The organism is Pseudoalteromonas sp. KJ63-1, from assembly GCF_055808145.1.
Window position 1 is genome coordinate 3,062,501 of sequence record NZ_CM147855.1, and the last position, 13,163, is coordinate 3,075,663.

General features: G+C 41.8%; 19 protein-coding genes. 1 reads left to right on the plus strand and 18 read right to left on the minus strand.

Annotated features, from left to right (window positions below):
• Positions 1–877 precede the first annotated feature (877 nt).
• From rplQ to AC0L7Q_RS14665, 18 genes are all read right to left on the minus strand, one after another.
• The gene (rplQ, locus tag AC0L7Q_RS14580; RefSeq protein WP_008115370.1) at positions 878–1,279 is read right to left on the minus strand and encodes a 50S ribosomal protein L17; all 402 of its coding nucleotides are present in this window, start codon (positions 1,277–1,279) and stop codon (positions 878–880) included.
• A 39-nt stretch (positions 1,280–1,318) separates the two neighbouring features.
• Positions 1,319–2,305: a DNA-directed RNA polymerase subunit alpha gene (locus AC0L7Q_RS14585; protein WP_008115371.1), complete on the minus strand. Its 987-nt coding sequence runs from the start codon at positions 2,303–2,305 to the stop codon at positions 1,319–1,321.
• 24 nt (positions 2,306–2,329) lie between these two features.
• Positions 2,330–2,950 carry a 30S ribosomal protein S4 gene (gene rpsD, locus AC0L7Q_RS14590; protein ID WP_002959461.1) on the minus strand — a complete coding sequence of 207 codons (621 nt, stop codon included), beginning with the start codon at positions 2,948–2,950 and terminating at the stop codon, positions 2,330–2,332.
• Positions 2,951–2,971: 21 nt separating this feature from the next.
• Positions 2,972–3,358: a 30S ribosomal protein S11 gene (gene rpsK, locus AC0L7Q_RS14595; protein WP_002959471.1), complete on the minus strand. Its 387-nt coding sequence runs from the start codon at positions 3,356–3,358 to the stop codon at positions 2,972–2,974.
• 12 nt (positions 3,359–3,370) lie between these two features.
• Entirely contained in the window at positions 3,371–3,727 is a 357-nt protein-coding gene (gene rpsM, locus AC0L7Q_RS14600) for a 30S ribosomal protein S13 (RefSeq protein ID WP_008115377.1), read from the minus strand.
• Positions 3,728–3,852: 125 nt separating this feature from the next.
• A complete protein-coding gene (gene rpmJ / locus AC0L7Q_RS14605; RefSeq protein WP_002959476.1) occupies positions 3,853–3,966 on the minus strand; it encodes a 50S ribosomal protein L36 in 114 nt (37 codons plus the stop codon).
• Positions 3,967–3,988: 22 nt separating this feature from the next.
• Complete coding sequence (gene secY / locus AC0L7Q_RS14610) at positions 3,989–5,317, minus strand: preprotein translocase subunit SecY (RefSeq protein ID WP_008115380.1); 1,329 nt, start codon at positions 5,315–5,317, stop codon at positions 3,989–3,991.
• A gap of 10 nt (positions 5,318–5,327) precedes the next feature.
• On the minus strand, positions 5,328–5,762 hold the full coding sequence (rplO, locus tag AC0L7Q_RS14615; RefSeq protein ID WP_008115382.1) for a 50S ribosomal protein L15: 435 nt from the start codon (positions 5,760–5,762) through the stop codon (positions 5,328–5,330).
• A 4-nt stretch (positions 5,763–5,766) separates the two neighbouring features.
• The gene (gene rpmD / locus AC0L7Q_RS14620; RefSeq protein WP_008115384.1) at positions 5,767–5,949 is read right to left on the minus strand and encodes a 50S ribosomal protein L30; all 183 of its coding nucleotides are present in this window, start codon (positions 5,947–5,949) and stop codon (positions 5,767–5,769) included.
• Between the two features lie 3 nt (positions 5,950–5,952).
• Positions 5,953–6,459 (minus strand): 30S ribosomal protein S5, encoded by a 507-nt coding sequence (gene rpsE, locus AC0L7Q_RS14625; protein ID WP_008115387.1) that lies wholly within the window; start codon positions 6,457–6,459, stop codon positions 5,953–5,955.
• Positions 6,460–6,468: 9 nt separating this feature from the next.
• Positions 6,469–6,819 (minus strand): 50S ribosomal protein L18, encoded by a 351-nt coding sequence (gene rplR, locus AC0L7Q_RS14630; RefSeq protein WP_008115388.1) that lies wholly within the window; start codon positions 6,817–6,819, stop codon positions 6,469–6,471.
• A 9-nt stretch (positions 6,820–6,828) separates the two neighbouring features.
• A complete protein-coding gene (gene rplF, locus AC0L7Q_RS14635) occupies positions 6,829–7,362 on the minus strand; it encodes a 50S ribosomal protein L6 (protein WP_008115390.1) in 534 nt (177 codons plus the stop codon).
• A gap of 13 nt (positions 7,363–7,375) precedes the next feature.
• Positions 7,376–7,768, minus strand: coding sequence for a 30S ribosomal protein S8 (rpsH, locus tag AC0L7Q_RS14640; RefSeq protein WP_008115392.1), 393 nt, complete (start codon positions 7,766–7,768; stop codon positions 7,376–7,378).
• Positions 7,769–7,789: 21 nt separating this feature from the next.
• The gene (gene rpsN, locus AC0L7Q_RS14645; protein WP_010554914.1) at positions 7,790–8,095 is read right to left on the minus strand and encodes a 30S ribosomal protein S14; all 306 of its coding nucleotides are present in this window, start codon (positions 8,093–8,095) and stop codon (positions 7,790–7,792) included.
• Positions 8,096–8,105: 10 nt separating this feature from the next.
• Positions 8,106–8,645 carry a 50S ribosomal protein L5 gene (gene rplE / locus AC0L7Q_RS14650; protein WP_010392500.1) on the minus strand — a complete coding sequence of 180 codons (540 nt, stop codon included), beginning with the start codon at positions 8,643–8,645 and terminating at the stop codon, positions 8,106–8,108.
• A 16-nt stretch (positions 8,646–8,661) separates the two neighbouring features.
• On the minus strand, positions 8,662–8,976 hold the full coding sequence (gene rplX, locus AC0L7Q_RS14655; protein WP_004589210.1) for a 50S ribosomal protein L24: 315 nt from the start codon (positions 8,974–8,976) through the stop codon (positions 8,662–8,664).
• Positions 8,977–8,986: 10 nt separating this feature from the next.
• Positions 8,987–9,355, minus strand: coding sequence for a 50S ribosomal protein L14 (rplN, locus tag AC0L7Q_RS14660; RefSeq protein WP_008115397.1), 369 nt, complete (start codon positions 9,353–9,355; stop codon positions 8,987–8,989).
• Positions 9,356–9,629: 274 nt separating this feature from the next.
• Positions 9,630–11,567 (minus strand): AsmA family protein, encoded by a 1,938-nt coding sequence (locus tag AC0L7Q_RS14665; RefSeq protein WP_413400907.1) that lies wholly within the window; start codon positions 11,565–11,567, stop codon positions 9,630–9,632.
• A gap of 266 nt (positions 11,568–11,833) precedes the next feature.
• Between AC0L7Q_RS14665 and AC0L7Q_RS14670 the strand changes: the two genes are divergently transcribed.
• Positions 11,834–12,997, plus strand: a complete 1,164-nt coding sequence (locus AC0L7Q_RS14670) for a hypothetical protein (protein WP_418157317.1) — start codon at positions 11,834–11,836, stop codon at positions 12,995–12,997.
• Positions 12,998–13,163: the final 166 nt, after the last annotated feature.

The window sequence follows — 13,163 nt, forward strand, 5'->3', positions numbered from 1 at the left end:
TTGGTCACTCAGTTTCAATTGAGACTCTAAATTTGTTTGCCTCACTACCTAAGTAGCTTGGCTGTTAGAACTCAATCTGTACGAGTGCCCACACAGATGATTGCTTTATATTGTTAAAGAACGTTGCGATTAAAGCGTTAAACTTTATCTCGCTAGGGCTGCGCATATTACGCTTTCCTATTTTTTTGTCAACACTTGATTTTGTTAAACTTGAACGTTTTTAAAACTAAGTTTTACTCGACTCACTGAGTAGCTCCTGCCTCGCTATGCGTTGCGTTCTGCCGTCTCAGTGGGGTCGCATTATAGGGAGATCCGAAAACAGATCAACCCTTTTTTGCAGAAAACTTGAAATAAATGACTGTTCGCTGGATATTTAGACTAAACGCTTAAAAAGACAACTAAACCTAATCATATTTCGCCTTTAAAGCAGTAAAAACTTATTTTTTGGAAAATCTTTTCATAGTTATTGTAGCGATTATCAAGAAAACAAATTGTTTAGCTTTATATGGCCATTTAGATTAGTGGCGAATAAGTACATCAGGCAAGGGCTCTACTATATAAAGTTAATGAGCTATTGGTGAGTATCAATTATTTCGAACTTTTTTATATTAATAACTATAAACTGTAAAAGTCGTTACATGGTCATATATTTATTAGTCTAAATAGCTTTACTTATAAATAGAAAGATAGCAGTCCTAAACACTCGCATCATGGTTCGTCAATTCTAGTTAGGCTGTTTTATTAGATAAAAGGAATTAAAATAAAATTGCTAATAATAGCTGGAGGTAGATAGAGCTAAAAGGTTTATTCATTTTGTGTGAATTTTAGATATTAAAAAGCCGAGCATAAGCTCGGCTTTTTGGTGTCTCTTTAAGACTTACTCTGCAGACTGCGCGTCTTCTTGAACTTCTTCGCTCGCCGCTGGGCGACCAACTAGTTCAATATAAGCCATTGGTGCATTATCACCAGCACGGAAGCCACACTTAAGAATACGAGTGTAACCACCTGGACGATCCGCATTACGAGGACCGATTTCACTGAATAACTTACCAACTACTTCATTATCACGCGTGCGAGCAAACGCTAAACGGCGATTTGCTACACTGTCAGTCTTAGCCAGTGTGATTAAAGGTTCAATTACACGGCGTAACTCTTTCGCTTTAGGCAAAGTAGTTTTGATGATTTCATGTTTCACCAAAGAACCTGCCATATTGCTGAACATCGCTTTACGATGGCTACTGTTACGGTTTAATTGACGACCACTCTTACGATGGCGCATGACCCTATCCTTCTAACTAAACTAATATAGTGATTTAGATTATTCAGCTAGGCTTGCAGGCGGCCAATTTTCTAGGCGCATGCCTAGAGAAAGACCACGTGAAGCTAGCACGTCTTTTATTTCAGTTAGAGACTTCTTACCTAGATTAGGCGTTTTAAGAAGCTCAACTTCAGTGCGCTGAACTAAATCACCGATATATTGAATTTGCTCGGCTTTCAAACAGTTTGCTGAACGTACTGTTAGTTCAAGATCATCAACTGGACGAAGTAGAATAGGATCGAATTCTGGCTTCTCTTCTTTCTCTTCTGGCTCAGTTACATCACGTAAATCTACGAATGCATCTAATTGCTCAGCTAAGATAGTAGACGCACGGCGGATCGCTTCTTCAGGATCTAAAGTGCCGTTTGTTTCCATATCAATGATTAACTTGTCTAAGTCTGTACGTTGCTCAACACGGGCTGATTCAACCGAGTACGCAATACGTTCAACTGGGCTGAATGATGCATCAAGCAGCAATCGACCAATTGGACGCTCATCGTCATCAGAGGATAAACGACTAGATGCCGGCACATAACCACGACCACGCTCAACACGAATACGCATGCTGATCTCGCTGTTATTTGTTGTTAAATTACAAATAACATGATCTGGGTTAGCAATTGTTACATCGCCATCGTGCTGAATATCTGCCGCAGTCACAGGGCCTACACCAGATTTAGTCAGGGTCAGAAAAACTTCATCTTTGCCTTCTAACGTTACCGCTAGACCTTTAAGGTTTAGTAGTATTTCAATGATGTCTTCTTGTACGCCTTCTTTCGCGCTGTACTCATGCAATACACCGTCGATTTCAACTTCAGTTACTGCACATCCAGGCATAGATGATAACAGTATACGGCGTAAGGCATTACCCAAAGTGTGACCAAAGCCACGCTCGAGTGGTTCTAAAACTACTTTAGAACGCGTTGGGTTGATAGCGTCGATATCGACTAACCTTGGTTTTAGAAATTCTGTAACAGAACCCTGCATTTTATCCTCTCTTAACTCTTAACTTTACTTAGAGTAAAGTTCGACGATTAGTTGTTCATTAATGTCCGCAGACAGATCTGAACGCTCAGGTAGGCGCTTGAAGCTACCTTCCAATTTCTTACCGTCAACTTCAACCCAAGTCGGCTTTTCACGTTGCTCAGCCAACTCTAGAGCAGCGATGATACGTGCTTGTGTTTTAGACTTCTCACGAATTACAACAGTATCTTCTGGAGTAATTACGTATGAAGGAATATTCACAACACGACCATTAACTAGAATCGCTTTGTGGCTTACTAACTGACGTGCTTCAGCGCGTGTGCTAGCAAAACCCATGCGATATACAACATTGTCTAAACGTTGCTCTAAAAGCTGTAACAAGTTTTCACCTGTGTTGCCTTTAAGGCGAGCAGCTTCTTTGTAGTAGTTACGGAATTGCTTTTCTAATACACCGTAGATACGACGTACTTTTTGCTTTTCACGTAATTGTAAACCGTAATCAGATAAGCGTCCTTTACGAGCGCCGTGCTGACCAGGTGCAGTCTCAAGTTTACACTTAGAGTCGATAGCTCTTACGCCGCTCTTAAGGAACAGGTCAGTACCTTCACGACGACTCAGCTTGAGCTTAGGGCCCAAATATCTTGCCATGTTATTTCTCCTAACCTATTGTTAAACGCGACGTTTCTTCGGTGGACGACAACCATTGTGTGGTATTGGCGTCACGTCAGTAATGTTGGTGATACGGTAACCAGCAGCATTCAAAGCACGTACAGCAGATTCACGACCTGGACCTGGACCTTTAATGAAAACTTCTAGATTTTTTAAACCGTATTCTTGAGCAGCAGTACCTGCACGCTCTGCAGCAACCTGAGCAGCGAATGGAGTAGATTTACGTGAACCACGGAAACCTGAACCACCGGCAGTAGCCCATGATAGTGCATTACCTTGACGGTCGGTAATCGTTACAATAGTGTTGTTGAAAGACGCATGAACATGAGCCATACCATCAGCAACTTGCTTTTTAACCTTTTTACGACGAATTGGTGTCTTAGCCATTTTACTATCCCCTTATCGCTTAATAGGCTTACGAGGACCCTTACGGGTACGCGCGTTAGTCTTTGTTCTTTGACCACGAAGTGGTAAAGAGCGACGGTGACGTAGGCCACGGAAACAACCAAGGTCCATAAGGCGCTTGATATTCAAAGTAACTTCACGACGAAGGTCACCTTCTACAGTGTACTTGCCAACTGCTTCACGCAATACGTCAAGTGTTTCGTCTGAAAGTTCACCGATTTTTGTGGTCTCGGCGATACCAGTCGCTTCTAAGATAGCCTTAGAGCGAGTCTTACCTATGCCATAAATAGCTGTTAAACCAATAACTGCATGTTTATGATCAGGGACGTTAATGCCAGCGATACGGGCCACTAACACATCTCCTATATTTGAATTTGGTAATCATCTGTTTGAAAAGCCCGTAAGGATACTCAAACGAAGACCAAATCACAACTAAAAACACAGGCCGAGAAACCTCAGCCTGCACGACTGTTTACTTAGCCTTGCCTTTGCTTATGCTTAGGCTCACTGCAAATTACGCGTACTACACCAGCACGTTTAATAACTTTACAGTTACGGCATATTTTCTTAACGGAAGCACGTACTTTCATTGCTCAACTCCGTAAACTGACCTTATCGACCGTAGCCTTTAAGGTTCGCTTTTTTCAGCACAGAATCATACTGATGTGACATCAGATGCGTCTGTACTTGTGCCATAAAGTCCATGATTACAACAACGATAATCAAAATTGATGTACCGCCGAAATAGAATGGCGTTTGCCATGCCATAGTCATGAATTCGGGCACCAGACAGATAAAGGTTATATACAAAGCACCTGCCAATGTCAGGCGTGTCATCACTTTATCAATGTATTTAGATGTCTGCTCACCTGGACGAATACCTGGGATAAATGCGCCAGATTTTTTCAGGTTGTCTGCTGTTTCACGCGGGTTAAAAACCAACGCTGTGTAGAAAAAGCAGAAGAAGATGATAGCCGCGGCTAAAACCATTGCATACAAAGGCTGACCTGGAGTCAACGTTGTAGCAATTGCTTGTAGCACATCAGCAACCGGACCTTCACCCTGGCCGAACCAGCTTGCAATTGTACCAGGGAACAGAATTATACTGCTAGCGAAGATTGGTGGAATAACACCCGCCATATTTACTTTCAGAGGTAAATGCGTGCTTTGAGCAGCAAATACTTGACGACCTTGTTGACGTTTGGCGTAGTTAACAACGATACGTCGTTGTCCACGTTCAAAGAATACAACAAGATAAGTAACAGCGAATACTATAACCGCAACCATCAACAGTACAAAAACATTCAAATCACCTTGGCGCGCCATTTCGGCTGTCGAACCAATAGCAGACGGCAGGTTAGCTACAATACCAACGAATATTAGAACTGAGATACCGTTACCGATACCACGTTCTGTTATCTGTTCGCCCAACCACATAAGGAACATAGTACCGGTTACTAAACTCACCACTGCGGTGAAATAGAATCCCATACCTGGGTTAACAACTAACCCGTTCATCATGCCCGGTAAGCTTGTAGCAATACCGATTGATTGGATAGTAGCAAGCACAAGCGTGCCGTAGCGTGTGTACTGGCTTATCTTTTTACGCCCTTGCTCACCTTCTTTCTTAAGCTCTATAAACGGCGGATACATATGCGTTAATAGTTGCGTAATAATCGAAGCCGAGATATACGGCATGATACCCAGTGCTAACACTGAAGCTCGCTCAAGCGCACCACCGCTAAACATGTTGAACATCTCAACAATGGTGCCCTTTTGTTGCTCGAAGAAATCGGCAAGTACAGCGGCGTCAATCCCAGGGATCGGCACAAATGAACCTAGACGGTAAATTATGATAGCACCCAATACGAAGAGTAATCGGCGCTTCAATTCCGAAAGTCCACCTTGTGCACTTTGTGTATCTTGACCTGGTTTAGCCATTAGTACTTCCTTAGTCTTCTACCTTGCCTCCGGCAGCTTCGATAGCTTCGCGTGCACCTTTAGAAGCCTTAAGGCCTTTAACGGTAACAGCGCGTGAAACTTCGCCAGATTTAACAACTTTAACGAACTGAACGTTCTTTTTAACTAGACCAGCTGCTTGTAACGCGCTTAGGTCTACCACATCGCCTTCAACTTTAGCGATTTCGTATAGGTTAATTTCTGCAGATACTAAAGATTTGCGAGAAGTGAAACCGAACTTAGGTAGACGACGTTGCATAGGCATTTGACCGCCCTCAAAACCAACGCGTACTTTACCGCCAGAACGTGATTTTTGACCTTTGTGACCACGGCCACCAGTCTTACCAAGACCAGAACCGATACCACGACCAACACGTTTTGGAGCAGTTTTTGAACCTGCAGCAGGTGAAAGTGTATTCAAATGCATCGAATTACCCCTCTACCTTAACCATGTAATAAACCTGGTTGATCATACCACGCACACATGCTGTGTCTTCTAACTCAACAGTGTGATTGATACGACGTAAACCAAGACCGCGTAATGTAGCTTTATGCTTCGGTAAACGACCGATAGAGCTTTTTACTTGTGTTACTTTTACAGTTTTATTAGCCATGGTTTACCCCAAAATCTCATCTACTCGAAGACCACGTTTTGCAGCGATCGACTGAGGAGAATTCATGTTCTCAAGAGCTGAGATCGTTGCACGTACAACGTTGATCGGGTTAGTAGAACCGTAACATTTAGAAAGTACGTTCTGCACACCAGTCACTTCAAGTACTGCACGCATAGCACCACCTGCAATGATACCAGTACCTTCAGATGCTGGTTTCATAAACACTTGTGAGCCAGCATGACGTCCTTTAACAGGATGCTGTAATGTGTTGCCATTTAGGTCTACGTTGATCATGTTACGACGTGCTTTTTCCATTGCTTTTTGAATAGCAGCTGGAACTTCACGTGCTTTACCATAACCGAAACCTACTTTACCTGCGCCATCACCAACTACAGTTAGTGCAGTAAAGCTAAAGATACGACCACCTTTAACTACTTTAGACACACGGTTCACCGCGATTAGCTTTTCAGCTAAATCAGGCTGTTGTTGCTTTGCTTCTACGTTAGCCATTGTCTACTCCTAGAATTGCAAACCGGCTTCACGCGCAGCATCAGCTAGCGCCTTCACACGGCCGTGATATTTAAAGCCACTGCGATCAAAAGCAATCTTTTCGATGCCTTTGTCAGCCGCACGTTCAGCAACCGCTTTACCAACTGCTTGTGCAGCTGCAACGTTGCCTGTGCCTTTAACTGTTTCGCTAATAGCTTTCTCAACAGTAGAAGCAGCAGCCAGTACATTACCCTCAGCGTTTACAACTTGAGCGTAAATGTGACGTGGCGTGCGGTGGATAACAAGACGCGTTGTGCCTTGTTCAATATAATTTCTACGAGTGCGTTTAGCACGACGTAGACGAGCTGTTTTTTTATCCATCGTCTTACCTTACTTCTTCTTAGCCTCTTTACGGCGTACATTCTCATCTGAATAACGAACACCTTTACCTTTATAAGGCTCAGGTTTACGGTATGCACGAATGTTAGCAGCTGTTTGACCAACTAACTGCTTGTCTACGCCCTTAACTAGAACTTCTGTTTGGCTTGGAGTTTCAATCGTAATTCCTTCAGGAACTGCGAAATTAACTGGGTGCGAGAAACCAAGAGTTAAGTCTAAAACTTTGCCCTTAGCTGCAGCACGGTAACCAACACCTACTAACTGAAGTTTCTTCTCGTAACCTTCATGCGTACCAACAACCATGTTGTTGATTAGAGCGCGAGCAGTACCTGCTTGTGCCCATGCATTGGCTACGCCTTCACGAGGTAAAGTTGTAATAACGTTGTCGTTAACTTGTACTTCAACAGCATTGTTGATAGTACGAGTAAGTTCACCGTTTTTGCCTTTAACTGTGATTTCCTGGCCTTTTAATGTAACTTCTACACCGGCAGGAACGTTTATTGGTGCCTTTGCTATGCGAGACATAGTTCCCCTCCGATTAAGCTACAAAACCAATGATTTCACCACCAACGCCTGCACTACGTGCTGCGCGGTCTGTCATTAGGCCTTTAGAAGTTGATACGATAGCGATACCTAAACCACCCATTACCTTCGGTAATTCGTCACGTCTCTTATAGATACGTAGACCAGGGCGACTTACACGCTGGATATTTTCAATAACAGCTTTGCCTTCGAAGTACTTTAACTCGATAGAAAGCTCAGGTTTAACATCACCACTTACTGCGAAGTCTGCGATGTAACCTTCATTTTTTAATACATTAGCTACTGCTACTTTCAGTTTCGAATTAGGCATCGTTACAGATACTTTCTTCGCTGACTGACCGTTACGGATTCGTGTAAATAAATCCGCGATAGGATCTTGCAAGCTCATAGTCTTACTCCCATGATTCTATTACCAGCTAGCCTTTTTAAGGCCAGGAATTTCACCGCGCATAGCTGCTTCGCGAACTTTAATACGGCTCATGCCGAATTTGCGAAGGAAACCATGTGGGCGGCCCGTAATGTTACAACGATTACGTTGACGTGCAGGGCTAGAATCACGAGGTAAAGCTTGTAGCTTAAGTACCGCGTCCCAACGATCATCTTCAGATGTATTAACATCACTGATGATAGCTTTTAGTGCTGCACGCTTTTCAGCGAACTGAGCAACTAGTTTAGTGCGCTTTGCTTCGCGCGCTTTCATAGAATTCTTTGCCATAACCCTACCCTTATTTCTTGAATGGGAAGTTAAACGCTTCTAACAACGCACGGCCTTCCTCATCTGATTTCGCAGATGTAGTGATTGTGATATCCATACCGCGTACACGGTCTACTTTATCATAATCAATTTCTGGGAAGATGATTTGTTCACGTACGCCCATGCTGTAGTTACCACGTCCATCAAAAGACTTAGCACTTACACCACGGAAGTCACGGATACGTGGGATAGCGATTGAAACCAAACGCTCAAAAAAGTCCCACATACGCTCGCCGCGTAGGGTTACTTTACAACCAATCGGGTAACCTTCACGCACTTTGAAGCCAGCAACAGATTTGCGTGCTTTAGTGATTAAAGGTTTCTGACCAGAGATAGCTTCTAAATCCGCAACAGCGTTATCTAAAATCTTCTTGTCAGCTAAGGCTTCGCCCACACCCATGTTTAATGTGATCTTTTCGATCTGAGGGACTTGCATGACAGAGCTGAAACCAAACTTCTCTTGAAGTTCAGCAACTACTTTGTCTTTATATACTTCATGCAGTTTCGCCATCATTCTACTCCAACTATTAGATAGTTTTACCAGTAGATTTAAAGATACGTAATTTCTTACCATCTTCAATCTTGAAACCTACACGATCTGCTTTGCTCGTTTCCGAGTTGTAGATCGCAACGTTTGATACGTCGATAGACGCTTCTTTCTCAACAATACCGCCAGCTTGGTTCAACTGTGGAACCGGCTTTTGATGTTTCTTGATTAAGTTAATGCCTTCGACAAATACTCGACCAGACTCGGTTACAACTGAAAGCACTTTGCCGCGCTTACCTTTGTCTTTACCTGCTAGTACGATTACTTCGTCATCACGACGGATTTTTGCTGCCATGATAGACTCCTTACAGTACTTCTGGGGCTAGTGAAACGATTTTCATGAACTTTTCATTACGAAGTTCGCGAGTCACAGGGCCGAAAATACGAGTACCAATAGGCTGCAAGTTATCATTTAAGATAACAGCCGCATTGCTGTCGAAACGGATCAATGAACCGTCTGGACGACGAACGCCTTTTTTGGTACGCACAACTACCGCGTTTTTAACATCACCTTTCTTCACTTTACCGCGAGGAATCGCTTCTTTTACAGAAACTTTAATGATATCGCCAATCGCTGCATAGCGACGGTGTGAACCACCAAGGACTTTTATACACTGCACTTTGCGAGCGCCGCTGTTATCAGCAACTTCCAGCTGAGTTTGCATTTGGATCATGTTAATGACCTCCGGTGTAGTAATTACAACTTGTCTTAAATTTGTTTAAAATCAAGACATTTCGATTGAATTCCACTCAAAAAACATACTAGATGTCTCTTAAGGGCGGGCAATTGTATCAGCATTGAGAGGGGAGTGGTAGGTTATTTTTTAATTAATTTAATGCGGACACTAAATTAGAAACTGGTTTTTTATGCTATTTATCTAAATTACAGGTGGTTATAAAACAAACAAGGCATCTCAGCGATGCCTTGTTTTATATCAGTAATTAAAATTAGCCAAACAAACCTTTTAATTTGTCTTTAATTTTGTCTTTAGCTTTTTCTTTTGCTTCATCTTTAACCGCACTGCCTATATCTAATTTTATGCCAACATCATGAAATGGGCCTTTTATCCTCAGGGGAATTTTAAAGCCAGTGCTATCATCGGTAGTACCCTGACCTTCAATAGAATCAACTAAACCTGTTACTAGGCGGTAATTAACCAGAGTTTGCGGTAAATCAACATCTCCTTCACCTGAAATACGTATTAAAGGGCTGATCAACGATAAATCAGTATTTTTGCCTACGCCATTGGTAAAGTTAAAACTACCAGAAAGTGCAGAGAAATCTGTTTTCTCAGATTCCTCAAATCCTGTATCTAATCCCTCAGACACGGCATTAAAGTTACCTTTAACTAACTCTTTCCCCTTACGTACCATTTCCGCTACGTTCGCCCCTTTAACCGCACCATCTGCGAACTTAAACCCTAATTTACCATTGAGCGCGTTAATAAACGTTTTTTGGCTTTGCCCTGCTGTGGTTAGATTCCAGTTTAAAGAGCCCTTGCCCATTAGCTTATCAAACCCTGCAGCATCGCTAAGTAATGGCTGTGCGTCTATTCTATCTAAATCGAAGTTGATTGCTATTTTATACGGGGTATTTTGAGCATTGATAGTCACCACCCCTTTACCTGTTCCTTCGTAAGCGGTAAAGCTGTCTAGGCTTAATTTAGCAACACTGTTTTTAAGTGCTAAAGTAAACTGGTTGGCGCCGAGTTTAATATCGTTCGCTTTTAAGCCACTTGAACGGACAATCACATTTGCATCTAATGCATTTAAGCCACTTAAATCAATTTTAGTATCTTCCCACACTATTGGCTCTGCAGGCTTAGAGTCGTCTTTTGCTGGGACTTCTTTTTTAGCTACGGACTCAGGTAAGTAAGGATTTAAATCAAGCATGCCTAAGTCAATATCCGCATTGACAGCTAAGCGACTGCCTAAATTTAACTTACTTTTACCTTTAATCTCGAGTGCATCGAGCGTTGCTACTAATTCAGTTAGGTTAAACTCTTCACCGAGTAAGTGCATTTCGGCATTGATGCTAAAGGCGTTAAACGCATTGTTTTTAGCGTTTAAGTCAACTCCTTGCCAGTTAGCAATATTTTTAACCGAATCACCGTTAAGTGTTAAAAGTCCTTTAATGTCTTGGCCTTGTTTGGCTATGCTGCCATCAAACGTTAAATCTACTAAACGTGAGTTAAGTTTTTGCTTTACATTAAATGTGGCGCCTTCAATCGCTTTTGCTGGAGTATCAAGTTTTACATCAAGCTCAAATCGCTCTTGCATATAAGTAATAGCACCGGTTACTTCGAGCTGTTTGCGCAGTGAAGGCAGTAATATAGCCAGTTCTAAATCGCTAATTTGTTGTTTAGCACCCGTTTGACCATCTAAATATGTAAACGACCCGCCATAAATAGCGACTTCACCTAATTGAATATCAAAGTTTTCAGGTAATTTGACTGCCTCTCCCGTTTGAGTTTGTTGCTCTGGCTGTTTAGCCACTGCATTAAATAACTGCCAGTTTGCTTTGCCGCTTTTATCGGTTTCTAACAGAATATCAGGCTCATTAATGACAAACTTTTCTAGCTTTAGTTCGCCACCGAGTAATGAAAGCCAAGGAATATGAACAGCAAGTTGCTGCATACTTGCCATATCAACGCGAGAGCCGCTCTGCATATTGGCAAAATGCACATCATTAAGCTCCAGCTTTAATGCAGGAAATACACTGAGGGTTTTATCGCCCTTTATGGTTAATGTGCACCCGGTTGTTTTTTCAACCTGCTCAGACACTTTATTAAAAATGGTATCAGTTGGAATTAAAAAAGGTGCAGCAACAATTAGTGCTATGCATACCAATAATATAACACCAATAACTTTAAATAAGGTCTTCATGATCATCCTTTCAAACGTGCAAATAATGCTCTTATCATAGCGGGAGTTAGCGCGAAAAGCATTGTTAAATAAATAAAAAACATATCAATTAGGGCATCCCTTTTTAAAATCAGGTTTTCAAAACTCATTTTAATAAACTTAAAGATTCACGCTTCTGATTACATTCCTTTAATTGTTCGGTATGATGCGCGCCCCTGTTGTATTTAGCCTAAATAAGCTAAAATAAAGCGACTAAAAAGTATATCTAACCGGAGAGTCTACAAGGCATGAAGAAACTGCTAATTTCACCGTCAAAAATGGCATTAGGCGAGCAAGAAAGTCAAATTTATCAAAATATTCTGAAGCAATCTTCAGAACTAAGCCTAAACCTTATGGCTGTGAAAGTGGAAAACCATCCAGAAGACTTTTTAGGTTGGTGTTACGAGCTATTAAGCGCAAGCCGCGACCGCATTAATTATGACTTACTCGAAACCCCACAATTACCATTATTAAAAAAGCTGCATGACCAACTTATTTCAGCCATTAGCTTTTTACAATTAAAAACATTACGGGTAGCGCCTTGGCCAGTAGTGAGTATGTTTGTAGAGCAACATAAAGAACTGGTGGCACTTGATGAGCAGTTACGTTTAACTACTTATATTGCAGGCCTACGTGAAAAATCGTTAAAAGATATGATCCCTGAAGACTTACTCGCTTTTAGTGGTAAGCATATGGCATCACTCGATCCGAGTATTTATAATTTTGATGTAGAATGGTTTGCCTCTACCAAAAGCGCCAAAGGTTTTCACCAGATGCTGGCTGACCTGCCAGGTGCCTTCGACGACGCGCTTAGCAACATTCCACTTGAGGGTGATGTAGCCCAAACTGATTATCAGCAATTTGTAGTTGCTTACTTGAGTGCATTTAATGGTAGTGATGAAAAACCAACACTGGCACCTGCCACCCGCTTATTAGCAATGCGCCGCCCTGATGTATTTACACCAATAAGCAATAGCCGCTTAGATGCACTTTGCTCAGCTTTAGGTATCACCAAATTAAATAACCGCGACTTTGAGCGTTATTGGCAAGATGTAGTACAAAGTATTCACGCTATGTCATGGTTTAAAATGGCCAACGCTGGTAATGAACTAGAAACCCAATTAGTAGATATTAAAGCGCTTATACCTTGCTTTTTTTACTATGCAGATACTAACACTGCTGATAACTCTAACTACATTAAGCTACTTAATAAACCTACACGTAGCACTTCTAGCAGCAGTAAAGCGCCACGCCGAGGTAAAGAATCTGCTGAGATTTTAGTGGACCGCGCTCTTGCTGCTGATGATATCCCAGAACATATTCGTGCTAAACGTGACTCCATTATTAGCGAAGTACAGAAAGGTCGTGGCGTAAACGAAACAATTACCCTAATGCGTACCATATTTGGTTAATTAATCAACAAGCAAACCCAAATGGCCTAGCAGCGCTTTGATGGTGCAGCTAGGCTACTTTTTGCACCAGCAAAGTGAACCTTTAAAATAATCACTTTTGTATATCTACCTCATATTATTTTCAATACATTGTTTTAAATAATAAAAATAATTTATAAACAAATAA

Excerpts from the sequence above, each read along its gene's own strand:
- rplQ (WP_008115370.1), bottom strand. The coding sequence starts at position 1,279 with ATGCGCCATCGTAAGAGTGGTCGTCAATTAAACCGTAACAGTAGCCAT.
- AC0L7Q_RS14585 (WP_008115371.1), bottom strand. The coding sequence starts at position 2,305 with ATGCAGGGTTCTGTTACAGAATTTCTAAAACCAAGGTTAGTCGATATC.
- rpsD (WP_002959461.1), bottom strand. The coding sequence starts at position 2,950 with ATGGCAAGATATTTGGGCCCTAAGCTCAAGCTGAGTCGTCGTGAAGGT.
- rpsK (WP_002959471.1), bottom strand. The coding sequence starts at position 3,358 with ATGGCTAAGACACCAATTCGTCGTAAAAAGGTTAAAAAGCAAGTTGCT.
- rpmJ (WP_002959476.1), bottom strand. The coding sequence starts at position 3,966 with ATGAAAGTACGTGCTTCCGTTAAGAAAATATGCCGTAACTGTAAAGTT.
- secY (WP_008115380.1), bottom strand. The coding sequence starts at position 5,317 with ATGGCTAAACCAGGTCAAGATACACAAAGTGCACAAGGTGGACTTTCG.
- rplO (WP_008115382.1), bottom strand. The coding sequence starts at position 5,762 with ATGCATTTGAATACACTTTCACCTGCTGCAGGTTCAAAAACTGCTCCA.
- rpmD (WP_008115384.1), bottom strand. The coding sequence starts at position 5,949 with ATGGCTAATAAAACTGTAAAAGTAACACAAGTAAAAAGCTCTATCGGT.
- rpsE (WP_008115387.1), bottom strand. The coding sequence starts at position 6,459 with ATGGCTAACGTAGAAGCAAAGCAACAACAGCCTGATTTAGCTGAAAAG.
- rplR (WP_008115388.1), bottom strand. The coding sequence starts at position 6,819 with ATGGATAAAAAAACAGCTCGTCTACGTCGTGCTAAACGCACTCGTAGA.
- rplF (WP_008115390.1), bottom strand. The coding sequence starts at position 7,362 with ATGTCTCGCATAGCAAAGGCACCAATAAACGTTCCTGCCGGTGTAGAA.
- rpsH (WP_008115392.1), bottom strand. The coding sequence starts at position 7,768 with ATGAGCTTGCAAGATCCTATCGCGGATTTATTTACACGAATCCGTAAC.
- rpsN (WP_010554914.1), bottom strand. The coding sequence starts at position 8,095 with ATGGCAAAGAATTCTATGAAAGCGCGCGAAGCAAAGCGCACTAAACTA.
- rplE (WP_010392500.1), bottom strand. The coding sequence starts at position 8,645 with ATGGCGAAACTGCATGAAGTATATAAAGACAAAGTAGTTGCTGAACTT.
- rplX (WP_004589210.1), bottom strand. The coding sequence starts at position 8,976 with ATGGCAGCAAAAATCCGTCGTGATGACGAAGTAATCGTACTAGCAGGT.
- rplN (WP_008115397.1), bottom strand. The coding sequence starts at position 9,355 with ATGATCCAAATGCAAACTCAGCTGGAAGTTGCTGATAACAGCGGCGCT.
- AC0L7Q_RS14665 (WP_413400907.1), bottom strand. The coding sequence starts at position 11,567 with ATGAAGACCTTATTTAAAGTTATTGGTGTTATATTATTGGTATGCATA.
- AC0L7Q_RS14670 (WP_418157317.1), top strand. The coding sequence starts at position 11,834 with ATGAAGAAACTGCTAATTTCACCGTCAAAAATGGCATTAGGCGAGCAA.